At 40.2% G+C, this 26,255-nt stretch carries 20 protein-coding genes; all 20 read left to right on the forward strand.

Translation table 11 applies throughout. From position 1 onward, the window contains the following. Window positions 1-207 precede the first annotated feature (207 nt). The 20 genes from BVH04_RS09025 (at window position 208) to BVH04_RS09120 (ending at window position 26,195) form a co-directional block, all read left to right on the forward strand. The gene (locus BVH04_RS09025; protein WP_086541227.1) at window positions 208-2,241 is read left to right on the forward strand and encodes a S9 family peptidase; all 2,034 of its coding nucleotides are present in this window, start codon (window positions 208-210) and stop codon (window positions 2,239-2,241) included. Between the two features lie 45 nt (window positions 2,242-2,286). Further along, the gene (locus tag BVH04_RS09030) at window positions 2,287-2,478 is read left to right on the forward strand and encodes a hypothetical protein (protein ID WP_086541144.1); all 192 of its coding nucleotides are present in this window, start codon (window positions 2,287-2,289) and stop codon (window positions 2,476-2,478) included. 101 nt (window positions 2,479-2,579) lie between these two features. After that, window positions 2,580-2,882 (forward strand): EthD family reductase, encoded by a 303-nt coding sequence (locus tag BVH04_RS09035; RefSeq protein ID WP_086541145.1) that lies wholly within the window; start codon window positions 2,580-2,582, stop codon window positions 2,880-2,882. Between the two features lie 149 nt (window positions 2,883-3,031). Then, complete coding sequence (locus BVH04_RS09040) at window positions 3,032-4,102, forward strand: DUF3500 domain-containing protein (protein WP_086541146.1); 1,071 nt, start codon at window positions 3,032-3,034, stop codon at window positions 4,100-4,102. A gap of 457 nt (window positions 4,103-4,559) precedes the next feature. Next, complete coding sequence (locus BVH04_RS09045; protein ID WP_086541147.1) at window positions 4,560-5,831, forward strand: oxygenase MpaB family protein; 1,272 nt, start codon at window positions 4,560-4,562, stop codon at window positions 5,829-5,831. Between the two features lie 18 nt (window positions 5,832-5,849). Further along, window positions 5,850-6,518: a transmembrane-type terpene cyclase gene (locus tag BVH04_RS09050; RefSeq protein ID WP_086541148.1), complete on the forward strand. Its 669-nt coding sequence runs from the start codon at window positions 5,850-5,852 to the stop codon at window positions 6,516-6,518. Then, window positions 6,515-8,632 (forward strand): 7TM diverse intracellular signaling domain-containing protein, encoded by a 2,118-nt coding sequence (locus tag BVH04_RS26370; RefSeq protein WP_086541149.1) that lies wholly within the window; start codon window positions 6,515-6,517, stop codon window positions 8,630-8,632. Before BVH04_RS09050 ends, BVH04_RS26370 begins: the two co-directional genes overlap by 4 nt. A gap of 28 nt (window positions 8,633-8,660) precedes the next feature. Further along, a complete protein-coding gene (locus BVH04_RS09060) occupies window positions 8,661-10,043 on the forward strand; it encodes a sensor histidine kinase (protein WP_086541150.1) in 1,383 nt (460 codons plus the stop codon). Window positions 10,044-10,297: 254 nt separating this feature from the next. Continuing rightward, complete coding sequence (locus BVH04_RS09065) at window positions 10,298-10,687, forward strand: hypothetical protein (RefSeq protein WP_086541151.1); 390 nt, start codon at window positions 10,298-10,300, stop codon at window positions 10,685-10,687. Window positions 10,688-10,693: 6 nt separating this feature from the next. Next, window positions 10,694-14,383: an ATP-binding protein gene (locus BVH04_RS09070; RefSeq protein WP_086541152.1), complete on the forward strand. Its 3,690-nt coding sequence runs from the start codon at window positions 10,694-10,696 to the stop codon at window positions 14,381-14,383. Window position 14,384: 1 nt separating this feature from the next. After that, window positions 14,385-15,302 (forward strand): sensor histidine kinase, encoded by a 918-nt coding sequence (locus BVH04_RS09075; RefSeq protein ID WP_086541153.1) that lies wholly within the window; start codon window positions 14,385-14,387, stop codon window positions 15,300-15,302. Beyond that, a complete protein-coding gene (locus tag BVH04_RS09080; protein ID WP_086541228.1) occupies window positions 15,302-15,682 on the forward strand; it encodes a response regulator in 381 nt (126 codons plus the stop codon). Before BVH04_RS09075 ends, BVH04_RS09080 begins: the two co-directional genes overlap by 1 nt. An 11-nt stretch (window positions 15,683-15,693) precedes the next feature. Then, a complete protein-coding gene (locus tag BVH04_RS09085) occupies window positions 15,694-16,734 on the forward strand; it encodes an adenylate/guanylate cyclase domain-containing protein (protein ID WP_086541154.1) in 1,041 nt (346 codons plus the stop codon). A 45-nt stretch (window positions 16,735-16,779) separates the two neighbouring features. After that, complete coding sequence (locus BVH04_RS09090) at window positions 16,780-17,784, forward strand: radical SAM/SPASM domain-containing protein (RefSeq protein ID WP_086541155.1); 1,005 nt, start codon at window positions 16,780-16,782, stop codon at window positions 17,782-17,784. Window positions 17,785-17,903: 119 nt separating this feature from the next. Continuing rightward, window positions 17,904-20,480 carry an SLBB domain-containing protein gene (locus tag BVH04_RS09095; RefSeq protein ID WP_086541156.1) on the forward strand — a complete coding sequence of 859 codons (2,577 nt, stop codon included), beginning with the start codon at window positions 17,904-17,906 and terminating at the stop codon, window positions 20,478-20,480. Next, the gene (locus tag BVH04_RS09100; protein ID WP_086541157.1) at window positions 20,480-21,547 is read left to right on the forward strand and encodes an exopolysaccharide biosynthesis protein; all 1,068 of its coding nucleotides are present in this window, start codon (window positions 20,480-20,482) and stop codon (window positions 21,545-21,547) included. The genes BVH04_RS09095 and BVH04_RS09100 overlap by 1 nt, the downstream gene beginning before the upstream one ends. A 13-nt stretch (window positions 21,548-21,560) precedes the next feature. Continuing rightward, on the forward strand, window positions 21,561-22,856 hold the full coding sequence (locus tag BVH04_RS09105; protein ID WP_086541158.1) for an oligosaccharide flippase family protein: 1,296 nt from the start codon (window positions 21,561-21,563) through the stop codon (window positions 22,854-22,856). Window positions 22,857-22,957: 101 nt separating this feature from the next. Beyond that, the gene (locus BVH04_RS09110) at window positions 22,958-23,890 is read left to right on the forward strand and encodes a glycosyltransferase family 2 protein (protein ID WP_086541159.1); all 933 of its coding nucleotides are present in this window, start codon (window positions 22,958-22,960) and stop codon (window positions 23,888-23,890) included. Beyond that, window positions 23,883-24,662, forward strand: coding sequence for a 2OG-Fe(II) oxygenase (locus tag BVH04_RS09115; protein WP_086541160.1), 780 nt, complete (start codon window positions 23,883-23,885; stop codon window positions 24,660-24,662). Before BVH04_RS09110 ends, BVH04_RS09115 begins: the two co-directional genes overlap by 8 nt. A gap of 111 nt (window positions 24,663-24,773) precedes the next feature. Next, window positions 24,774-26,195: an O-antigen ligase family protein gene (locus tag BVH04_RS09120; RefSeq protein WP_317045495.1), complete on the forward strand. Its 1,422-nt coding sequence runs from the start codon at window positions 24,774-24,776 to the stop codon at window positions 26,193-26,195. The last annotated feature ends 60 nt before the right edge of the window (window positions 26,196-26,255 follow it).

The following is a 26,255-nucleotide window of genomic DNA, read 5'->3' on the forward strand; positions in this document are numbered from 1 at the left end:
CAGGAAGACGGGTGACCATAGACCGATGTAGCCTTCTTACTAAAGTCTATCAATTCCTATATTGCTTTTGTCTTTTACTGGCATGATAGCGGATAATCGTGTTGATTTATTAAATTCTTAAGTATTTCAAATTCAGCAATAAAAAGTGCTTTTCCTGATAAAGGTCGAGATGCTTACATAATATTCATGACTATTATTTTATATCCTATGAAGACTAAACTTTTACTCCTAGTTGTTATTTCCTTTCTAATGAGCGGAAGTACATTTTCCCAGCAAAAAACCAACATGGAATTGATGGATCTTTTTGATATGGAGTACATCTCCAATCCTGAGATTTCCCCAGATGGCAGTAAGGTGATCTATGTGCGGAATTTCAAAGATGTAATGACTGATCGTGATTATTCGAACATTTGGATGACAAATATAGACGGTACCCAAAATCGACCTCTAACCCAAGGAAATCAGCGAGATTCAAATCCTACTTGGTCAAATGACGGCACTAAAATAGCCTACCATTCTAACCAACAGGATGATAAAACGAAGCTTTTTGTCCTTTTCTTGGATACACGTGAATCGGTGGCGTTGACTAATTCTTCTACTCCTCCAGGTTCAGTTTCTTGGTCTGCGGATGACAAGCAACTGGCATTTACTCAGTTTGTGCCAAGTACACCAAAATCATTGTTGACTATCCCAGCCAAGCCAGCTGGAGCTACTTGGAATGATGCACCTATTTTCATTGATGAAATGAATTATAGAAGTGATGGAAGTGGATACACCAAACCCGGAAACCGTCAGATCTTTACACTCGGACTAAATGGTGGTACTGCGCGTCAACGAACCTTTGGCGATAATAACTATGGGAATCCAAACTGGACAAAAGATGGTAAAGAGCTGATTTTCTCTGCTAATCTTCATGAAAACAATGAATTGGAACCTGGTAATTCTGAAGTTTATCAGCTCAGCCTTTCTGATGGAAAAGTAAAAGCTTTGACGTCCCGTTTTGGGCCAGACTCAAATCCTGTACTTTCTCCTGATGGTTCACAGATAGCCTTTACAGGTAATGATGACACCTACCAAGGTTACCAAGTAAATAACTTATACCTGATGAACCTTGATGGCACTGAGGTCAAGAACCTGACTGCAGATCTGGATCGAGACGCTTCCAATCCACAATGGGAAGCGAATGGCAAGGGAATCTATTTTCAATATGATGAAAAAGGAGACACCAAAATCGGTCATGTAGCTCTTACTGGAAAAATCCGGACGTTGGTAGAAGGCTTAGGTGGGTTAGATTTGGGTAGACCTTATAACTCTGGCGATTACACTGTTTCTGATAATACTCGATTTGCATTTACGCTCGGTGGAACGGATCATCCTTCGGATCTCGCAGTTTGGACAGATGGTGAGGTCAAGAGAATCACAGCGGTGAATGATGATGTGTTTTCTTACCGAAATCTGGGAAAGGTAGAAGAGATGTGGTGGAAATCCTCCTTCGATCAATGGGATATCCAAGGTTGGATTGTAACTCCACCCAATTTTGACCCAAGCAAAAAGTATCCGATGATTCTGGAAATCCATGGAGGCCCATTTGCTATGTATGGCACTACTTTTTCTTATGAAATCCAGCAATATGCAGCTGCTGGATATGTGGTTCTCTATACGAATCCACGTGGCAGTACAGGATACGGACAGGATTTTGGAAATTCTATCCACCATGATTATCCAAATCATGACTATGCGGATTTGATGTCTGGAGTAGATGCGTTGATCGAAAAAGGCTATGTGGACACAGAGAATCTCTTTGTGACCGGTGGAAGTGGAGGAGGATTATTGACTGCATGGATTGTGGGCAAAACGGATCGATTCAAAGCTGCAGTAGTTGCTAAGCCAGTTATAAATTGGTCCACGCATGTTCTTTATGCTGATAATCCTGCCTTTTTTACAAAATATTGGTTTCCTGGAAATCCATGGGAAGAGCAGGAAAATTATGCGAAGCGTTCACCCATTACTTTCGTTGGGAACGTGACCACTCCAACCATGCTATTGGGAGGGGAAGCTGATTATCGTACACCAATTGCAGAGTCTGAGCAATTTTACGCAGCTTTAAAGCTTCAGGGAGTGGAAACTGCAATGGTCAGAATTCCAAATGCTTCTCACGGATTAGTGGATCGTCCAAGTATGTTGATGAGTAAATCAGCTTCCATCTTGAGTTGGTTTAATTATTACCTAAATAAAAAGTGATCTATTAGTACTTAACCAAATAACAAACCTTTAAACTATCATTACATGGGATTATTTTGGAATCTAATCCAACAAAGTCAAATTCAAGATCACAAATACAAAGCAGATACGCTCGAAGTCAGAGTCAGAAATCTGGAATGGGAATTGGCCAATACCCGAGAATTATTAATCAAGACCCTTAAAATCCTCGAAGAGCAATCTGGAAAAGACATTAACGGAGACGGGAAAATAGGGTGAGATACGAAAACACCCCTTTTAATTTATGTTTTTAGAAGAAGCTTTTATCCTTCCAAGAAATCTTTACATTCAAGTATAAGAATAACCTTAACCTCAAAATCATGATCAAATTAACTGTTCTTTATAATCACCCTGAAGATCCAGCTGCTTTTGAAAGCTACTATGCAGCGACTCACATGTCTCTTGTGAGTACAATAAATGGGGTGCTCAAGGCTGAAGTAACCAAATTCCTTCCTGAGGCGGATGGATCAAAGCCTGCTTATTATCGCATGGCAGAACTTTACTTTGAGAGTCCTGAGGCTCTCCAACAATCAATGGATTCTCCTGAAGGACAAGCCACCGCGGCAGACCTTCCTAATTTTGCGACAGGTGGCTTTAAGATACTGGCAGGAATGGCTGGTTAAAATTAGAGGCAAAACCATGAATATCCAGTAGCAGAAACCTCACCTCCAGGTAGTTATTTTTGTATTTATGCTCTTCGTTAAGACTAATCTTTACCAATGGGTCTGATGAAAATTTTAAGATATTCCAGTACAACTCTTCCTCGCCCAAAATGTCTAAATCTATCTTCCTCCTTCTTGTTTGCCTTTTGAGTTCTCACTTGATGTCCGCTCAAAATGTCGAAGAGTTGAGAGAAGTAACTACTTCCTTTTTAGGGACATTGCCAGAGGGTCAAAAATCAGCTGTACAATTTGACTTATCAGATAGCCTGCGTACTAAATGGACCAATTTACCAGTTGGATTAGCCCCGCGCAGCGGGGTACGAATTGGGGATCTTTCGGGAGAAAGCAAGATTAAATTCCATCGGGTGCTCAGCACGATTTTTAGTTCTCAAGGATACCTGAAAGTCTTCACCATCATGCAAGTCGATGATATTCTGCACGAAATCATGGAGATCGCTTACCAGAGAGAGCAGATGAATGAGAACACGATCAAGATGATCCGAACCTTGGATTGGGATTATGGCAATTATTTCGTTGCGATTCTTGGGGATCCAAGTGAAGATAATCTTTGGGGATTGAAATTCGAAGGGCATCACATATCTATCAATTTGACAGTATCTGGCGATGAATTTTCTATGACTCCTGTCTTTCTTGGCTCTGACCCAGCGGTAGTAGAAGTCACACAATATGCCGGATTAAGACCGTTGAGTAAGGAGGAGGATTATGGTTTTTGGTTTGTAAATACGCTAGATGAAGAGCAAAAAGCCAAAGCAACATTGAGTGAAAAAGTACCCGGAGATATCATCACAAGTCCGGGTCGAGATCAATGGATCAATGAATTTAAAGGTATCAAAGGATCAGAATTGAATGCAAATCAGCAAAAAATTCTTCACTACCTCATCGAGGAATATGTCAATAACTTAGATCATCCAAAAGCGGAAGAATACATGGCAATTCTCCATGCCCGTGGAATGGATGAAGTGTATTTCACTTGGATAGGAAGCTATGAACCAATGAAAGCTCACTACTACATGGTTCACAGTCCGGACTTCATCATCGAATACGACAATGTAGGCTTTCTGGATAACGCCAATCATATCCATACGATCTGGAGAGAAAATGGAAATGACTTTGGCGAAGACATCCTCAAAAAGCATCGATTAGCACATAAGCACCAGTAAAAATCCCCCCTTGCCCCCTTTAGAAAGGGAGAATGACCAAATTTGAACATCAATAATTGATCCCAGTAACCTAGGTGTAGTTAGCCGAATACACCTAATCATTTTTCTTCCTGTTTCCAGGTGAAGCTAGCGAACCAAAGGAATAGATATCCCACTGTAAAATTTGTTTTCCAAATTCTAAATTGAAGGAAAACAAAATGCATAAAGAATGAGCAGAATTGCATTTGTAACATAAGAAAGTGCGCCCTTAATTTCTTTGTATCAGAAAATTTGCCTTAATTTTCACTAGTGTTGTTTGTGTTTTCCTACGTGGATGCATCACTATATCCTAATACGAGTCAGAAGAATTTAACTGAATCAATAGGTATTAGATAATTGGAAGGCATGAATGCAATTTGCTTTTAGAATATCCCAAATTTTCAAACGCTAGATTTTTTCTAGAAAAGTGCCTTCGCCTATGCTAATGAATATTTTTCTCTTACTCCTTATTTTATTTATAGGCTTTTCTATAAGCTTTATTATAAAGAATAAACGCATCAAAAAGCGAGCTTTAGAGAAACTGAAGCAACTAAATACTACCGAAACAACTGATTGGAATGAGGCTAAGCTGAGCAGCAAGCGCCACATGATGGATCCCCTTGCAGACAAAACTGTCGCGGCGATCATGGCGAAAAAAGAAGTCAATACGATTAATCACCTCTTTGAAGCAATAGTATTAGACAAGAATAAACTTCCGGACAATGCCCCAGTTGAACTCATGGAGTATTTTGAACAGTCGGCAGTTTTACCAGCATGGGCAGATCAAGACTTGATCGATATGGGTCAGCAGATCTACTTGCGACATGGTATTTGGATAGGAATATTGCTTGCCTACAAATCCTTGCCGGAGTGCTATGCCTGTGCAAATGGCGCAGAAGTATTACATAAAACTGCTCGCTTAAATGAAAAGCATGGTTCGCTGGAAGCTTTTTCCAGAAGAATCGCAGAGACGGCTCAGTTCGTGGTTTTTGCCATGTCCCCAGATGGGCTTAATCCCAAAGGAAAGGGATTACGAGCAACTCAAAAAGTGAGATTGATACATGCTGTGATCCGCTATTATCTGAAACAGCATAACTGGGATGCGGAGAAATACGGCGAACCCATTAATCAAGAGGATCTAGCTGGTACCTTGATGTCCTTTTCAGCATTGATTTTGGAAGGACTTCAAATCATAGGGATCGAGTTTGAACCTGTGGAATTGGAAGCTTACATCCATTGCTGGAGAGTAATTGGACACATCGCAGGTTTGGATGACGATATGATCCCAAAAAACGCCGCAGATGCTCTTAAGCTAGGCCATAGTATTTTGGATAAAGAGATCGCCCCAAGTGAGGGTGCTAGGGAATTGACAAAAGCGCTTCGGGATTTTCAAAACAAGAAGTCTAAGCCTATACTCGGCGAGGATTCCAATACCGCACTTCTGCGATTGATGATGGGGAATGAAGTGTCCGATTTGCTGGATGTTCCGCCTATTTCTGCTGAAAAAATCAGTAAGATGAAGAAGAAAATGACTTTCATAGCAAACATAGGAGAGGTCCTGGATAAGAGTCTTGTGTTTTCTATGGTGCTTCAATTCATCACTAAATTCGGGCTACTGCTGATGCTTAGAAGAATGTCCAATTCTTCAATTATTAATTTTTATTTGCCAAAATCACTTACCCAGGACTGGAGAGCAAGAAATCAACGATGAACTAATTAAAACAAAGCAATGAAACATCCATGGATTAATCTGGAGACTTACACAATCACCCAAATTGTATTTCTGCTTTCAGGGACGATTTTGTGGAACATTGCCTATTTCATCATTATCAGGAATGCTATCCGATACAAAAAAATGGAAATGCCGTTTCTGGCAGTTTGCTCCAATATCGCTTGGGAATTTGCTTGGGCTTTTTTGCTCTACACTGACCTCGGAAAAGTATTCGAATGGGGACTGAGAGTATGGTTTTTTATGGACGTGGGTATATTCATTTTCACAGTAAAATATGGCGCAAAACAGATGGGAACCGATCTGTTTGGGAAGAAATTTGTGCCCTTTCTTTTACTTCTGGTTGCCTGGTGGATCCCTGTCTTTTACTTTTTCGAAATAGAAGGACTGGACACCAAAATGGGTACTACTTCAGCCTATATGATCACTGTGGTCATGGCTAGCTTATTTGTATTCAATGCTGCGAGAAAAGGGTCTGGATTAATCGGAACTAAGACTGTTGCTTGGACTAAGTTCTTTGGAAACCTTCTTATGTCAGTATTTGTGTTTTTACATCATCCACAAGCACATTTCCTTCAATTGCTCACCATTGCAGTATTTGTGCTGAACATCATCTATATTATACAGGTTTCTAAAAAATATTTTGCAAATCCCCCTACAGTAGAATGACATTAAATATTCCTCAATTCGTCAAAAATCAGCGTAATGGATTTTTGAGGTTGATGTTGATAATTTTAACTTTTTTTGTGCTTCAGCCTTCATTTGCTCAGGCAAAAGAAAGTCAACTGTCTGTATTTGACCATGAAGTCTATTGGGTGAGAGATCATGCTCAGATGCTTCGAATTCCGAAAGGTTCTTCTGCTCATGAAGTTTTGGCGAGAAAGTCAGAATTCCAGGATTTTGATTTGGAAAGGATTGAAATTGACCCAAATGGCGAAAGTGATTATTGGTTCTATTTTCAGATTAAAGCAGATGTAGAGCCTTTGTTTTTATCCTTACCTAATCTTTTCTTTTCCCAGATTGAATTATTTAAACTTGAAGGTAATCAAGCACGACTGGTCAGCAAGGGTGGGATAGAAACGTCAGATGGTGAGAAATATCTAAAATACCCCGGTGAGCTTTTTGATTTGGAAATACAAAAAGGTGATTCTGCAACCTATCTTCTGCGTCTAAATCGAATTCTTTACAAAACCTTTTCCGCTAGGGTTTTTTCCGGAAAAAGATTGATCAGCTTACAGCAAAGGAACTTCACTGCAGAAGGAGTTTTACTTGGAATTATTCTGGGAGTGATCATCTATCACTTTCTCATTTACATTAGGATCAAGGAGCGAGAGTATTTATTGCTGAGCATTTATATGCTTTTTTTAATCGGGCTGATCGCTTCTATTTCTGGGGCAACTTATGGGATTGTGAGCTTTCCTGATCCAAGGTGGAATTACAAATTATTTAATCTTCTTGGCCCACTTACATCCATTTTCAGCTTATGGTTTAGCGTAGTTTTCCTTGAGATCAATAAGGACAGGAGCCCAGGCTATTGGAAGATTTACACAACCTTTCAAGTGCTGTACATCCTTGCGATATTCTTTTCACTGTTTTCCATACCAATACTCGAAAGGACTAGTTATTTCCTTTCTGCCCCCAACTCCATTTTCTTACTCTATTTAGGGTATAAAAGGTATAGGGAAGGGTTTAGGCCAGCAGCTATTTATCTGGCTGCATATATTCCTGCGAGTGTATCGGTGATTATATTGAGCCTCTATATCTATGGGCTATTTGAATATTATTGGGTGATTCACAATAGCCTTCTTATCGGAGTGGTGCTTCAAGCTATATTTTTCTCCTTGGCTGTAGCTACCAAATTAAGAATGCTGAAAGATGAAAAGGAATCAATTCTGAAAGCGGAGAACATTAATCTAGAAGACAAAGTAAAACGGCGTACCAAAGATCTTGAGCACTCGTTGGAAGAATTGAAGGCTATGCAAACACAACTGGTTCAATCTGAGAAAATGGCATCTTTAGGGGAATTGACGGCTGGGATAGCTCATGAAATCCAAAACCCACTGAATTTTGTAAATAATTTTTCAGAGGTAAGCAATGAGATGATTGAAGAAATAGAGGAGGAAAGAGCTAAGGATAAGGCAGATATTGATGAAGGTTTGATATCGGAGATTTTGGTAGATATCAAGGAAAATCTGTCTAAAATTGCCCATCACGGTAAGCGCGCAGATTCCATCGTAAAGGGAATGCTGGAACATAGTCGATCAAACTCCGGAGAGAAATTGCCTACGGACATCAATGCGCTTGCAGATGAATTTATACGGCTTTCTTATCATGGCTTACGAGCAAAGGACAAAAGCTTCAATGCTAATTTCAAATTGGATCTTGACCCAAATCTTCCAAAGATTGATGTGATTCCACAAGATATAGGGAGAGTTCTTTTGAATTTGATTAACAATGCTTTCTATGCGGTCAATGATAAAGCAAAGGATGGAATTGAAGGATTTAGTCCTGAGGTTATTTTATCCACCAAGGTGGTCGGTAGTACTGTCAAAATTGTCGTCAAAGACAATGGAAAAGGCATTCCTGATTCTATAAAGGAAAAGATTTTCCATCCTTTTTTTACTACCAAACCCTCTGGATCAGGAACAGGCTTGGGCCTTTCGATGAGTTATGATATCATCAAGGCACATAGGGGCAAGATCGAAGTAGAAAGTAAAATCGCAGACAGTAATCACCTAAAGGAGTCATCTACTGAAATTATTCTTATTTTGCCTATTGGTTAGTCTTAATTTTTAATTCTAGAATTGTTACATGGATTTTATACTTCTGATCATAGCGTTTAGATTTTTGCAAACGCATTCACAAACCAAAGAGCTATTTCCAGAATGGCAAGGTATATTTTTAAAAGGCTTGATAGCAGCTGGTTGTTTTTTGGCTATTCAGGTGATCTTTGATGGTACAGATATATTGATGCGGTGGGTGGCTCACACTCTGAATATTTATGTAGTATATGCTGCCTATAACCGGAATGTTTTTTCTCCACTCAAACCATATGTGTATGCATTTTTGCCGGTGGTGTTGGTATATATCGTTCAGGATTTCACTGAGCTCATAGCTACAGACTTCTATACTAGTTGGGAGAATTGGTTTGAGACTGCGGAGTTATTTGCTTGGATATGGCTGGTAGCTCAATTCATAATAAACCGAAAACAGCGAAAAGCTTTGGAGTTTGAGCGAATCAAAGCTGTTCAGAAGGAAATAGAGTTTAAAAACTCCCAGAGGTTAAAGGATGCGCTGGAAGTGCAGGTAGCAGAACGGACTGCGGAAATTACTGCTCAAAAAGAAGCTTTGGAGAAAACTCTCCACGAACTCAAAGCAACACAATCTCAATTAATTCAATCTGAGAAAATGGCTTCCCTCGGCGAGCTAACAGCTGGAATTGCCCATGAGATCCAAAATCCCCTGAATTTTGTAACCAATTTTTCTGAGTTGAATATAGAACTCCTTGGCGAACTAAAAGCTGAATTAGAAAAAGGAGACCTTGATGAAATCAAGCAGATCGTAAGTGATATAGCTGGCAATGAGGAGAAAATTATTCATCACGGAAAGCGAGCAGACGCCATCGTGAAAGGTATGCTGCAACACAGCCGCAGTAGCACTGGAGTGAAAGAAACGACAGATATCAATGAGCTGGCAGATGAATACCTACGCCTATCCTACCACGGCCTGAGAGCAAAAGACAAGTCATTCAATGCTAGTATGGAGACTGATTTTGATGAGACCATTGGTTTGGTAGATGTCATATCGCAGGAGATAGGAAGAGTGATTCTAAATCTGGTGAATAATGCTTTCTATGCAGTTTCCGAAAAGAAAAAGCAAATGAATAACCTTGAAGATTCAGAGCGTTCTAATAACTATAAACCTACAATTTGGATGAAAACGAGGAGAATTAAAGAAGGTATAGAGATCCGGGTGAAGGATAATGGGACTGGAATGCCAGAGTCGGTAAAGGATAAAATATTTCAGCCGTTTTTCACCACAAAGCCAACAGGCCTTGGAACTGGTTTAGGCCTTTCATTGAGTTACGATATTGTGAAAGCACATGGCGGTAAAATAACCGTAGCTAGTCAAATTGGTGAAGCTGCAAAAGGTGAAGAATCTTGGACTGAATTTGTTATTTTCATTGCTGATTGATCTGATTTTTCAATAATTTCAGGTGGTGGGTTTTTTAGTTTAAATTGAATTTTTCGAACTTCGAATTCTGACCAAAAATTTAAACTGTGTGAAAACAAAGCGTTTTTTATCAATTAAACCATCTTTCCCATTGTTAAAAAAGTGCAAAAATTGTTTTCTGAAAAGCGTTATATATAGCACAAAATTTAATTACCTTTTACAATTCTTCTTCGAATATCCGAGCCTACCGAATTATTCCAACTAGAGTTTTTACGATGATCAACTTTCTCTTTTTTGTGGGGAGCGTATTACTTGTTTTATCCTGTATTACATGGCAGGACAATCAAACTGTACCTGCAAGTAATCCAGTGTCTGATCCAGAAATGAATTCCTTAAATGACCCCGCTGACACGATTCAGCAAACACGAATTATTCTGACAGAAGTCCTAAAGCCTATTCGGATAAAGGTACCGACTCAATCTATTGGATCTTATTCTCATACAAATGAATCCTGCACTTTGTTGAGCGTCAATTTGCTATCCCCCATTTGCCAGAATCTGCCTTATTTACACGAGGAAAGTGATCAAATCATAAAAAATTCGTTTGCCACGCCTTATATCCAAAAATTGTACACTCTTTCTGCTTATGTCTTCCGCCAATCCTAGCTGACTATGAAGAAAATCTATCATCATAAATTAAATCATTTCCTCATTCTATGCTTGATAGCGCTAGTCACGGCATGCCAACAGGGGCATGAAATCCCTTTTCCCGACAACCCATCCGACTACCAAGAGCCTTCTGTTAAACCATTCGAAATTCCACAGGGAAAGCCCTTAAAATGGATTTCAATTCCTTCGGAAAAAGTGCCCAAAGCGGTCAATTACCCCATTGATTTCAGTAAGTTACCGTCTAAGCCGTTTGATATTTTAGATTTCAAACCCATGAAATCACCTCCGCTGGCTGTTCCAATTATCTGGGATGAAGAGATAAAAGTTAATCTTGACACTATTCCGGGATCTGCTGTTCCTGTCAAAAAGCAACTATTACCAGAACCTCAAATCAGCAAACTGGCTTTTCTATCCAAATCGGACCTTTCCAATGCAGGCATATTGAGAATTGGACAGACAGAGGGGTTAATTGGTAATAGAGTATTCGCCATGGTGACGGATCATCATGGGATGGTTTGGATTTCTACGGAGCGAGGTCTTTCGAAGTATACTGGAGATCAATTTGAAAATTATACCATTCTACCCCGAAATCCGGATGGACTAATAGACAATATTGTTGATTTGGAGATTGGATCTAATGGTAGCCTGCTAATTTTATCTCAATTATCAGGCGTCTATGTATTAGACATCAATCATAATTTGATTACTAATTACCAGATCGGACAGCAGTTTGCAAGGTTATATGAAGATGAGTCAGGATTGCTATGGCTGGGAAATCTTAATTCAGGCGTACATTTTCTAGACCCTTCCACTAAAAAGCTCCACCCATTGAGATTTTTAGGGAATATATCATCAGCGGGAGTTCATCAGGATATAGCTAAAAACCTGTGGTTTGCCATGAGAGGAAAAATCGGAATACTGAACTCCGAGCGGACTTCTGTAAAGTTTATCGGTGACAAATCCGGAATTGACCCCACTGCCTTTTTCTATGAGTTTACCGAGAATTCCAATGGTGAAGTTTGGGCTTCTTCTTTCAATCAAAGGCCTGTTTCAATTTCCTTAGCGGATAATACCATCACTGATTTCGGAGAAGAGCAAGGATTTTTTGGCAAATCGTTATCAGTAACTATTGATTTTCACAATCGGGTTTGGATCACTGACAACGACACTGTCACTCTTTATGATCCTGAATTGCAAAAGATTAAGAGGATTCCGACTAATGCAAAATTCGTCTCCACTGGCTTTCCTTCAGCGAACATGACAGACGCTAAGGGCAATCTGTGGATAGGGACAGAGAATGCCGGTGTACTTTTGATAAATTCTGAGGGGATGCTTTCTCAGCACTTCAACGCCAACAGTGGGTTGGTAAATGATGAAGTTTGGGGCATAGAAGAAGGTCCAAATGGGATGATTTGGATGGCGACTTATGAGGGGATAAATATTTATGATCCAGCAATAGGTAAAATTTATCTGTTGAAGTTTCCGGGTAATGAAAATATCAATAACCATCGATCTATCTCTAGAATATCCAACGACGAACTGTTACTGGGAAGCTTAGGTGGGTTTACACTTATTAATTTGAGCAGGAATACTGCCGCAGTGTATGAATTGGACAATGATATCGCAAGAATAGCTTGGAAGTCCATAAGGGATTCCAAAGGAAATATATTTTTGGGCACTGTGGATGGAGTTCTCAAATTTAATCCAGATCTAACTTCTTTAGAAAAAACAGATGATTTTTCAGGCCTTGCATCCAGTCGCGTTTGGCTGATTGAAGAAGACAAAGATGGCCGAATCTGGTTTGGCAACGATATAGGGGTAGATATTTTTGACCCAACGTCTGGACAGGTAAGCTACCTAAGTGAGCTTACAGGCTTGACAAGTGACTATACCTCCATCATGATCAAAACCAAAAAGGCGGAGTTAGTAATCGGAGGGGATGCCGGGTTCTCCATTATTGATTTGAAAGCTGAGACGATCACAAACTTAACTCCTACCCAAGGTTTAAATCCGCCAGTGATGTATGATATGGTGGAAGTAGGAGAAGATCTGCACATCGGCTCCGATAATGGGATTGTTGTCGTAAAGCGACCTCAAAAAGATAATCCAGAATCCATCTGGCGTTTTTATAATTATGGAAAAAGAGAGGGTTTTCCATTCAATGACTACAATCAAGCCACAGCTACTTACACATCAAATGGGAATGTATGGTGGGGAGCTGCGCCAATCATGTCCGTCAATTCGCAAGCCCCTAAAGTTGATACGGTACGACCAGCGGTAGTCATTACCAAAATTAATATCATGGATCAAAATCCTGATTTTCTGGGGTCTGATTTTGTCAAAAGTCAATTCTCGGATGATGATTCTATTTGGAATACAGATCACACAGAATTTTATACCAAAAAGGATATTCCTTTGGATAGCAGTTATTTAAGGCTAAATAAAATTCTCTGGGATAGTGTCAATTTGGTCACCAAAATGCCCATTGGTCTAGTACTTCCTTTTGATCAAAATTCTATGAATTTTTCCTTCATGAATCAGGATATACTGGGCAGAGATAAAATAGTGTATCGCTATATCCTACAAGGTGAAGACAAGACTTGGTCTGAAATAAGCGCTAAAAGCACAACTCAAAATTACTATAATCTCCTTCCAGGTGACTATACTTTCAACGTAGCAACTCGCGGATTTAATGGAATATGGAGTGAGCCAGCAAGCATCAAATTCACTATCTCACCGCCCTGGTGGCAGACCTGGATAGCCTACGTGGTTTTTGTGTCAATTTTGGCAGGATTTATCTATGCTATAGTCCAAGTGAGATCCAAGTATCTTAAGAAGGAAAATCGCATTTTAGAAGAAAGAGTATCTCATCGAACAGCGCAGCTGAAGAATAGTATTGATGAGTTGAAAAATGCACAGAGCCAACTCGTGCAGTCGGAGAAAATGGCCTCTCTGGGTGAACTCACTGCTGGAATAGCTCATGAAATCCAAAACCCACTGAATTTTGTGAATAATTTCTCAGAAGTAAGTAGTGAACTTTTAGGTGAAATGCGAGAGGAGTTAGAAAAAGGAGATTTAGCCGAAGCCACTGCCATAAGTATCGACATCCAGCATAATCTCGAAAAAATAAATCAGCACGGGAAGCGTGCAGATGCCATCGTCAAAGCTATGCTTCAGCATAGCAGAGTCAGCGGCGGAAATCGAGCTTTAACAGACATCAATATACTCACAGATGAATACCTACGTCTAGCATACCATGGTCTGCGAGCAAAGGATAAGTCATTCAATTCCTCGATGACTACAGATTTTGATCCTAGCGTTGGTCAAATCAATCTGGTTGCTCAGGAATTAGGGAGAGTGTTACTCAATTTAATTAACAATGCTTTCTATGCAATATCTGAACGAAAGAACGAAACCTCGGAAAATTATGAACCACTAGTTCACCTGAGCACCAAGCGATTGGGGGACTGGATAGAAATAAAAGTTAAGGACAATGGGAAAGGAATTCCTAAGTCAGTGAAAGAAAAGATTTTCCTGCCATTTTTCACCACTAAGCCATCGGGACATGGTACAGGCTTGGGTTTGTCAATAAGTTACGATATTGTAAAAGCACACGGAGGTGAAATCCTGGTAGAAAGCAAGGAGGGTGAAGGCACAGAGTTTTGTATTCGCTTACCGATAGATACCCAATAATATGGATAAGGTACAAGAAGATTGGATTGAGAAAAACAAGGAGCTAAAACGCTTGCTGGGAATTCGGACGCTGGAATTGGAGAAATCCCTGAAAGATTGTAAGCAACTTCAAGAGCAATTAATTCTGCAAGAGAAACTGGCAAGCCTGGGCCAATTGTCCGCAGGCATCGCTCATGAAATTAAAAACCCGATCAATTTTATAAATAATTTCTCCGAGCTAAGTATTGAGTATATAGCCGAAATAGGGGAAGAGCTTCAGAAGCTTGAGCAAAATGAAATACTTGCTGAGATTGACGATTTGCTGCAGGACATTAAGGCCAATCTGGAGAAAATCCTCCAGCACGGAAAGCGTGCTGATGGAATAGTCAAGAGTATGTTGATGCATTCAAGAGGCGGTCAAGGAGATTTTGTGCCGACTAACCTGAACAATCTACTTCATGAGTTTGTGAATTTGGCGTTCCATGGAATGAGAGCGGGGAAGAATCCGATCAATGTGAGTTTTAAGTGGGACTTGGATACTGAAATAGGACTGGTGCCCATCATTGCAGAAGACTTCAGCAGAGTGATCGTAAACCTATGCAATAATGCATTTGATGCCATGCGAAGCAAGCTCAATTTAACTTTGGAAGGGGAGGAAAGGACAAGCTACCATCCCAGACTAATTGTGCGAACCCGACAAACCGAGACCAAAATTATTACAGAAATAGAAGATAATGGGGCAGGCATACCAGAACCAATCCTGAACAGAATTCTAGAGCCTTTTTTCACCACAAAAAAAGGAAAAGAAGGTACTGGCCTAGGGCTGTCGATTACCCACGATATAATAAAGGCACACAAAGGCACTTTGTCCATTGCATCCAAAGAGGGAGACTTTACCAGATTTGAAATTACATTACCACCCATATCAGCACCATCATGATAAAAATATTAATCGTCGATGACGAGAGAGATGTAGAATTACTTTTTCGCCAGAAGTTTAGAAAAGAAGTAAGAAGCGGGCTTTTAGAACTTGCTTTCGCCTTTTCGGGCGATGAGGCTCTTAAGTTACTAGATAGCGAGCATCCACCTCAAGTTGTTTATGTATTTTCGGATATCAATATGCCCGGGATGACTGGGCTAGAGTTATTGAATAAAATTAAAACTCAATTTCCATCTATCTGTGTGAGTATGATCTCAGCTTACGGAGATACAGAGAATTATAAGAAAGCAATGGAATCCGGAGCCAAGGAGTTTTTCACAAAACCGATAGATTTTGACTCCCTTAGAAAAGAAATCAGTCGAATAATAAGTCAAGAGTAGATCAAAAAGCTATGTCTAAGATACTAGTAGTGGACGATGAGGCAGATTTAGAAGTTCTTATCACGCAGAAATTCAGACGGAAAATTCGAGCTGGGGAATACGATTTTGTATTTGCTCTAAACGGTCGTGAAGCATTGGATCTGCTACAAAAGCAACCAGACATCGATATGATCCTAAGTGATATAAATATGCCTGAAATGGACGGATTGACTCTCTTGACCAAGGTAAAAGAACAACACCCACTACTCAAGTCCGTCATTATCTCTGCTTACGGTGATTTGGAAAATATCCGAACTGCGATGAATCGAGGTGCATTTGATTTCATCACAAAGCCGGTTGATTTTCAGGATTTGGAGATCACCATTGAGAAGACACTTCAGCATATTAATCAGATCAAATCAACCCTGATTGCCATGAGGGAAAATAATATCCTGAAAATGTATGTCGATGAAAACGTGCTCAATTTCATGATAGGCAAAGAATCAGAAACGTCTCTGATGGAAAATGAAACCGTGGAAGCCACCGTGGCTTTTGTGGATTTGTGCGGTTTTACGAAGATTTCAGAAAATGAAGAACCAAATGTCGTGGTGCCTTTACTGAATGAATACTTTGATCTAATGGTACGCGAAATCATTGAGCAAAAAGGAGCAGTGGACAAATTCATCGGTGATGCGGTGATGGCCGTTTTCAAAGGACCAGACCAGGTAGAGAGAGCAGTAAGAGCCTGTCTGGCAATAAGAGACAAAATGAACGCAATGCCAGTTTACTCCGAAAAATCGAACTTCAGTCCAAAAGTCTCCATAGGTTTGAATTCTGGAGAAATGGTGTCAGGAAATATCGGTTCAAAATCTTTGAAAAGACTTGACTATACCGTGATAGGAGATGCTGTAAACATCGCTTCCAGACTTCAACATGCAGCAGCCCCAGGTCAAATTTTGATTTTGGAGAAATGTGCACATGGACTTGCTGATTTATTTACCTTTAATAATCTAGGAGAATTCACCCTGAAAAATAAAGCCAAACCAGTGTCCGTATTGGAGGTGGTGAATTAGGCTTCACCGATTGCTTCTTCCTTTTTCTATCCCTTACTTGACTGCGTGAAAAATAATCTGATCAAGACAACAGCATTTTTACGACTTCTGAGTTCTCAGAAAATCATTAATTACGTCTTTTTAGCTATTTCCTTCCAGCTTTCCAGGATTATAGGCAGACCAATTCTTTGGGGCAAGCCCACTACCCTTTCCATTGAGCCCACTACCAGCTGCAATCTACGCTGCCCAGAATGTCCTTCGGGATTACGTGCTTTTTCTCGACCCACAGGAATGCTTCAGGAGCAGCTTTTCAAGAAAACCATTGATCAGGTGCAAGGTCATCTTACGTGGTTGCATTTATATTTTCAGGGTGAGCCATTCCTAAATCCACGTTTTTTGGATATGGTCGCCTATGCCAATTCCAAAGGTATTTTCACCTCCACGTCTACCAATGCACATTACTTACAGGAAAAGCAGGTCACTGACGTCTTACAAAGTGGGCTCAGGCAATTGATCGTGTCTATGGACGGAATCACCCAGGAGATTTATGAAAAATACCGGGTAGGAGGACAACTGCATAAAGTGCAGAAAGGAATCAATCTACTTTTGTCTGAACGCAATAAATCCAAGCAAAACTTTCCCCGTGTGGTACTCCAGTTTTTGGTCACCGGACAGAATGAACATCAACTGCCAGAGTTGAAGCAATGGGCGAAAAAAATGAAGGTAGATGAGCTGCAACTGAAAACCACTCAGATATATGACTTCGAAAATGGTTCTGAGCTTATTCCATCTGATTTGGGATATTCCAGATATATGCCCGTGGGAAATGGAAAGTGGAAGCTCAAGAAAAAGATGGAAAACAAATGCTGGAGAATGTGGCAAGGAGCAGTTTCTACCTGGGATGGAAAGATAGTGCCCTGCTGCTTTGACAAAGACGCGGAGCATGTCATGGGTGAATTGAAATCCCAAACACTCGCTTCTATCTGGTCATCACTCCCCTACCAAAACTTCAGAAAACAATTGCTGAGCGACCGGACTCAGATCGAAATATGCAAAAATTGTTCGGAGTGAGTATCTGATAGAGGAAGTGAGAACTCAGGTTTTTGGAACTATATTTGGTAGAATTAAGAAATTCATGGATTTTTAATCTCCATATTTGTCCTTGATTCACCCGGGACTACCATTTCTCTATGATTTCAATCAAACGATTCTCTTACTTTTTCATATTACTAGCCTATTTAGGATTAGCTATTCCTCCCACTTTCGCACAGGAATCAAACGAGGCTGACAAAATCAAAGTAGATGAACTATCCGATGAACAGGTTCAGGATTTATTAGACAGAGCCTACGATGCCGGGCTTACAAAAGCAGAGTTCCTCAAAGCACTTGAGATCCAGGGTATGCCTGCCGGGGAGCTAGCGAAGATGAGAGCAAGAATTAACGAAGATGACAGAGAATCTGTCCGAAGCACCAAATTATCCAAGCGGGATTCTCGCGAGCAGGTTAATTTTGATGAAATTGAACTTGGGATGTTTCAATTGTCCGATGTATCTCCGAAAAAACCAGATGAGAATGAAATATTTGGGTCATCACTTTTTTATCAGAAAAACAGGCGCTTAAGCTTCGAGCCAAGTCTGAATCAAGCCACTCCAAAAAGTTATATCCTCGGCCCGGGAGATTTGATCTATGTCGATATCTATGGGCAGTCAGAGCAGTATTACGAAGCCACAGTCAACCCGGATGGATTTGTCCTATTGGATAATATTGGTCCTGTAGCGGTTTCGGGGAAATCTATAGAGGAAGCTACAGGGATACTTAAAAATCGTGTTGGAAAGTATTATTCTGGCCTGTTGGGAAGCAATCCCAATACTTTTCTACAAGTGACCTTAGGAAATGTAGGCACCATCAAAGTGAATATTCTGGGTGAAGTCCGACTTCCGGGCACATTTACGCTAAGTGCATTTTCCACAGTTTTCAACGCTTTGTATGCTGCCGGTGGTCCCAATGAAAATGGCTCCATGCGAAAAATTAAATTGGTGAGAAATAATATCCAAATCGCTGAGATTGATGTCTATGATTTGCTGATTAATGGAACTGCTCAACTTGATCTAAAACTTCAGGATCAGGACGTCATTTTGGTTCCTCCCTATCTTTCCCATGTGAAAGTCAAAGGAGAAGTAAAGCGTCCGATGGTTTTTGAAGTAGCGGAAGATGATAATTTTACAGAATTATTAAATTACGCGGGAGGTTTTACCGACCATGCATTCAAAGACCGGGTAGCAATTTCCAGAATTTCGGGAAATCAACGTTCTGTCTCTGATGTCTATCAAAATCAATTTGATCTTTTCCTACTGAAGGGCGGGGATGAGATCACTGTTCAGCGAATTCTCGATCGCTATTCCAATCGCGTCCAGATTAAAGGCGCTGTATATAGAGAAGGCACATTTGCTTTGACCGATGGCCTCACGCTTTCACAATTGGTCAAAAATGCTGAAGGATTACGCGGAGATGCCTATACAACACAGGCGAGTATCTTGCGAACAAGGGCTGATCTGAGTACTGAAATGATTCAGGTAAATCTTAAGGAAGTTTTGGAAGGCACCACTTCTGACATTCTACTTCAGCGTGAAGACGTAGTGCGAATAGCCAGTATCTATGATATCAATAACGAGGAATATGTGCAAATCCTGGGCGAGGTGAAAAGGCCTGGAGTCTATCCTTATTCAGCCGAGATGAAAGTAGAAGATTTGATCGTAATGGCTGGAGGATTTCAGGAATCTGCCAACTCACAGGACATCGAAATAGCCCGAAGATTGGAAGATTCTGACTTGGGAACGCTGGCGGATATCATCCCTACGCAGGTAAATACGGATCTAGGATACAATCCAAATTCCCCTTCTCTGGTACCTTTTGACCAAGTTATAGTTAGAAAACGGGCAAGTTTCACCATGCAGCGATTGACTGCGGTGGAAGGTCAGGTGAATTCGCCTGGAATATTTGCGATCCAAAGCAGTGGGGAACGTATCTCCGATTTAGTCAAGCGCGCTGGAGGTCTCAATCAGTTTGCCTATCCTAAAGGTGCAACGTTGATCCGACGCACTGAATTTTTCAACACAGAATCTGAGCAACTTCGTCGTCAGCGAAATCTGGAAGGTTTGCAAATGAAGCTTGCAGAAGATCCAAGTAATTCGGAGGCACAAGCTGAACTGCTTCAGCGATTATTAACTGATACTCCAAAAGCTGTATCTCCTGTCGAAAATCAACTGTCCCAGACCAAAAAGGAGTCCTTGGATCAAATAGCATCTGAAACACCAGGGTTTGCAGTGAAGCTGAAGGAAACCGAAGCTGTTGCAATTAATCTGGAAGAAATCCTGATAAATCCCGGCTCAGAGAATGATCTGCTACTGGAAGAAGGGGATATTCTCTCAGTCCCCAAATTATTTCAAACCGTGAGAATGCGCGGGGATGTAGTGTATCCAACTACCCTTCGTCATGAGTCCGGCCAAAGTTTGAAACACTATATCAATGGTGCTGGTGGTTTTGAGCGTCGTGCGAATAGAAAGCAAACCTATGTGGTCTATGCAAATGGGGCAGTGAAGAGAACAAAGGGCTTTTTGGGAATCAGGAATTACCCGCCTGTAGAACCTGGAGCCGAAGTCATAGTACCCACCAAAGGACCAAGAGTACCGCTACGGTTAGGAGAAGTGGTAGGAATCACTACTGGATTGGCGACCTTGGGCTTGGTTATGTCTCAAATCAACTGGTAATGTCTGGATCGAAACATTTTACGGATAACCAGTTCACAATCAAAGAAGTAACTCAAAACTTCTCCGAATGGATTGCTTATTTCATATTCAAATGGAAAATTCTTCTCCTTGCCGGCTTGCTGGGTATAGGTTTAGGAGCTTTAGTTTCAATTTTTAAAAAACCTGTCTTCATTGCCACTACTTCATTTGTGCTAGAAGATGGAGATTCTGGAAGCATGGGCCAAATGTCGGGACTGGCTTCCCTGGTAGGTGTAAATATGGGGTCATTGGGTGGCACAAGCGGGCTGTTCCAAGGCGATAATATTATGGAGCTTTATCGCTCAGACCGTATGCTTGACGAGGCATTATTGAGTCCATTTGATGAAAATCAGCTGCTGATAGACCGATTTATTGCTTTTGAAAAGATTGATAAAAAGTGGGCTTCAAAAGTGGATATTGCTGCCATGGACTTTTCCATTCCCAGAGAAAACTTTACAGTTTCTCAGGATTCTGTGGTCAAAGAAGTAGCGAAGCTAGTTAGAGAAAATCAACTTTCTGTGGCTAAGCCAGACCGAAAATTGACAATAATACAAGTTACCGTTTTATCCAAAGACGAAGCTTATGCCAAAGCATTCAATGAGCATTTGGTAGAAAATGTAAATAAATTTTACAGGGAGACTAAAACAAAAAAAACCAGCGAAAATCTGGCGATCCTTCAATCACAGGCTGATAGTGTACGCAAATTATTGGATGAGAGCATTGGTGCTTTCGCTTCAGCGACTGATCGTGTTCCCAATGCAAACCCATTGCTTTCGTCAGCTACAATAGATACCCGTAAGCGACAGGTAGATGTGCAGGCAACTGGTGCAGTATATGAGGAGGTAGTTAAAAACTTAGAAATCGCCAAAGTCAATCATCGGAACAATTCTCCTTTGATTCAAATCATTGATTCCCCGAGATTCCCACTGGAGAGATCTGAAATTCGACTGGTAAAAGGGATGGTGTATGGATGTGCAATTTTGGGAATGCTCGCTATATTTTTTATTTATTTCCGACGATTGTACCAGAAGCATATGCAGGAAAGCTAAACTATAGGCTGCCATGCTAGAAAAACTCGGTCTTATTCCTATCAGCGATATTATCAAGAACAAATCAATTCAGAACTTTTTGTTTCTGGCGATTATTCAATCCTCAAATGTGTTGATTACGATCATTTCCATGCCACTGTTGATCCAGGGTATAGGAGTGGATCAATTTGGATTGGTTAATCTGTCACTTTCTGTGATTGTCCTGCTTAATATCTTTGTGGGATTTGGCTACAACCTCAGTGCACCAAGGGAGGTCGCTATCAATCAACAGAATAAGGTGGCGCTATCGCATATAGTGTCCAATATATTTTCTGCTAAAATTTTATTGGCAGGAATCGCGAGCCTCTCCATTTTCATTGGTGTTTTTGGATTTGACCTCTTTCAAGAATATCAGATCATCCTGGCTTTTTCATTGATGTTATTGTTTTCAGAGGCAACACTTCCTCTCTGGTTTTTTCAAGGGATGGAGAAAATGAAGCTGGTGAGCATGGCTAATATCTTCTCCAAACTACTTTTTTTGATGGGAATTGTGCTATTTATTCACAATCCTGAGCAAAGTAAATGGGTCAATTTTTTAATGGGATTCTTTGGGATAGCTGTTAACCTTTTTCTTCTGGTATATATTCGAACCTTTTTGAGGATTAAGTTTTATAGACCTGAGTTTTTGGCGATTTGGAAAAGTCTCACTTCAAATCTTCTACTCTTTTTTTCGAATCTAGGAAGTCATATTGCTGCAAATGGAGGTTTAATTGTATTAAGTTTTTTCACTGCAGCAGAGACATTAGGCATGTATAGCTTAGCCGAGCGGGTAATCATGGTAATGCGGATGCTACCTTCGCTTATTGTACAGGCTGTTTATCCAAACGCTGCCAAATTGTATGTCAAAGATAGGGTAGCATTTCTAAAATTTTCCACCAAAGTGTTGCTTCTCTCCTTAGGGACTAGCGCCTTCTTATCCGTATGTACATTCCTTGGTTCTGATATCATAATTGCAGTTTTGTCAAGAGCTTCTCTACCCAAGTCCGTAGAAATTCTAAAGATTTTGGCTTTTATTCCCTTTTTAGCTACACTCAATATTTGGAATATTATAGTCTTTCTCATCAATGATCAGAAGCAGTTGATGTTCATAACATCTTGGCTTGTTTGCGCTTACATGTTAATCGCCTCGGTTTTGGCGACGGCTTATTATGGTGAAGAAGGCCTTGCTTTTGCTCTACTTTCTACTGAAGTAGTCGCTTTTATATTATCATGCTATTTCAATTGGCGCTTCAATAGAAAATTAGTTTTTGAGCTGTTCTCAAAAAATTGATTATTCAAATCCATCTATTCTTTTTGATTGAGATGTATATTTGAGCGCTAATACTATTGATCACCTTGGCAACCCTACATTTTATCCATAAAATTTCCTGAATGAGTTCTTCATCTTTTCCGTCCGTAGCAATAGTTCTGATCAATTGGAAAAATTATGAAGATTCAAAAAATTGTCTACTCTCACTTCAGGCTTGTAATTACCCGAATTTCAAAAGCATAATCATAGACAACCATTCAGGTGACGGTTCTGGAGAAAGACTTCTAAATGAGTTTGGAGATTTTGCGCATTTCCTATTTACTGACGAAAATCTAGGCTTTTCCGGGGGAAATAATGTTGGGTTCCGCTATGCTTTGGCGAACGGGTTTGATTACATTATGGAGCTTAATAATGATACTGAAGTCGAACCGGATTTTCTCGAAAAACTGGTTTTCTCTATTCATTGTAAGCCAGAGTTTGCGATAGCTCAGCCATTGATTTTTTACAACGGTGACCGAAGAAATGTCATTTGGAATGCAGGTGGTAAACTCATTTCATTTTTAGGGCTTTCCCTCACTAAGAAAGAAGGCAGTACTAATCTCAGTGACGTTATTTCTGAGGAAACGGATTGGACGACTGGATGTGCTACTCTTATAAAAGCGGAAGTGCTTCGTGAAACTGGCCTTTTGAAAGAGTTTTTCTTTTTTGGCTCTTTTGAAGATGTAGATCTTTCCATGAGAATCCGCGAAAAGGGCTACAAGCTATGGTTTGAATCAGAAGCAAAAATCTATCATTCCGTAGGTAATTCGTCCAAATCAAAAACCAAAGGAAAAGAAGGTTTTCTGAATCCTATGGTACATTATTTGGCTCAGAGAAATCAAATGATATTCATCAAACATCACACTAACAATATTTTTATACCTTTGGCCGTGGCTGTTCAGTTTGCAAAAATGATCCTTTATTCCGCCTATTTTATAGGAAGATGGAGGATACAAAAATTGCGGATGGCCTGGAAGGGGTTCGCGGATGGCCTAATAAAAACCTATCATGATTAAGATTAAGGAGATTAAAAATAGAGTTGAGGAGTTTCACTCAGCTACGCCTTTTCCACATTTAATAATCGATGATTTTGTAGATCCAAAATTTGCAATATCTCTTTCAGAGGAATTTCCGGTTATTGATGACAGTAGCTTATTCACCTATTCCAATCCTTTGGAGAAGAAATCGGCACTCAATGACTGGAACAAATTCCCAGAACATACTTACAAATTTTTTGAATACTTATGTTCTGAGACATTTGTAAGTCAATTGGGAGCAATTTTGGGCATCAAATTGTATCCGGATTTTGGCTTGCATGGTGGAGGCTGGCATATGCATCCTGATGGAGGAAAACTCAACCCGCACTTAGATTATAACATTCATCCCAAATTGGGATTACAACGAAGGATAAATTTGATTTTATATCTTTCTCAGGATTGGAAGCCGGAGTTTGGCGGTCATTTTGGTCTTTGGAGTAATGATCCCGAGAGTAAACGTCCGTTTAAGTTGGAGAAAGAAGTAGAAGTAAAATTCAATAGAGCTGTGATTTTTGATACGACGTATCAGTCATGGCATGGATTGAGTAGACAGGTAAGTTCGCAGGGTTCAAATATCCGAAAATCTCTTGCCATTTACTACTTGTGCGACCCTCCAGCAAATACGGAAAATCGCCAACGAGCCCTTTATGCCCCTACTGAAGATCAAATTTCCAACCCTGATATTGAAGAATTAATCCGAAAGAGAGCTGATAATCAGCTTTACAAAGATCAATACATAACTAAAGGTTGATTTTTTTTAAACGCAAACTCTAATTTAACCCTCCATAGAAGATGAGTTTTTGACGACTAGTTGCGTTTGGATTGAGTTACTTCTTTTTGCCTTTCGAAGCCTGACTATGGAATGCCAATGTCTATAATGCTCTTGATAGCTATCACATTTGCTGTGGCTGCCGGATTTCTCTGGACAGTTCAGCAAATGGTATTCAACGGAAAATGGACGTATTTTATCTTCTTCCTTGCTGCTTTCCTGCCGTTTTATATCAGTTCTCTCAGTATAGTTTTTTTGGCTACCAGGTCTCCACTTCTTGTGAGTTTGTTTCAGATCAGCAAGGAAGTAATTGTTCTCATTTCAGGGTTGGTTTTTATTATTTATCAAAGGAAACTGGTTAACTATCCATTCCGACTACAATCCACCGACTGGTTTATGTTGGCTTTTATTGGCTTGGCGCTCATTTTCCTTTTTCTTCCCATAGGTCAGGCAAGTTTTATCAATAAAGCATTATACTTCAAAAGTATATTGATCCCTAGTCTAGTATATCTACTAGGGAGGAATACGCAGTTTGGTGATTTGGAGCTGAAGCGGCTATTTCAGATCATATTCGTGATAGCAGTCAGCGCATTTCTGGTGAATCTAGTAGAAAACTTTCTGCTCGGCGCTCATTTGCAACAGTTCACAGGATATGCACTATTTAATCAGGAGATAAATGACATAGAGCCTCAAGGGAATTATAATCTGACCTGGACTTTTGAGACTACCAATGCCATGAAGCGGCTGGGGAGTTTTTTCTCTGATCCACTGGAACTGGCAAGCTCAGTTTTGATGGGATTTGCCGCTGGCTTGATTTGGTTTTTGACTACGGAGAGAGCTCATCAATGGAAATATTTGCTAATTATGCTTTGCTGTATTGGTAGCCTTGTCTTTGCATCTTCCAGAGCTTCCTTCGCTGCCTTTTTTGTCATGATATTTTTTGTTGCATTAGTTTTCAAGCTCTATAAACTGATTGGCTTTGGCTTCCTGAGTTTGATTTTGTTTGTAGGTTATGTGGTGTTCTTCGCTTCGGATGATTTTTACTTCTTTGTGGTGGATACACTTACGCTTGCAGACACATCCAGCATAGGCCATGTGGTAGAATGGGTACTGGCACTGGATTCAATGGTTGCGAATCCACTGGGAATTGGATTGGCCATGAGTGGGAATTTTGGAAGTGTTTCAGAAGATATTCGTGTGGGTGGAGAAAATCAGTTTTTGATTTATGGCGTACAGTTGGGCTGGATCGGAATGCTCCTATACATAAGCACACTCTTCACAGGTATTTGGAATTCGATCTTTGTTTTCAAAAACTCTGATAACCTAAATCTGGCAAGAATGGCATTCGTAGCAGGAACAGTTAAAGCAGGATTATTGCTTCCCTTGTTTACCGCCAATGTGGAAATCTACACCTACGTATCTTGGGTTTCCTGGTGGATGGTGGGTCTAAGTGTGAATGAGTATTCTAGAATTAAGTTGGAGGGCTTAGAGACAAAACAACTATTGAAATTATGATCTTATATAGAAATTGTCCGATATGTGGGTCTGAAAGTCTAAAGGGATTTGCTATAGATA

It is taken from the genome of Algoriphagus antarcticus (assembly GCF_002150685.1).
Classification (GTDB): domain Bacteria; phylum Bacteroidota; class Bacteroidia; order Cytophagales; family Cyclobacteriaceae; genus Algoriphagus; species Algoriphagus antarcticus.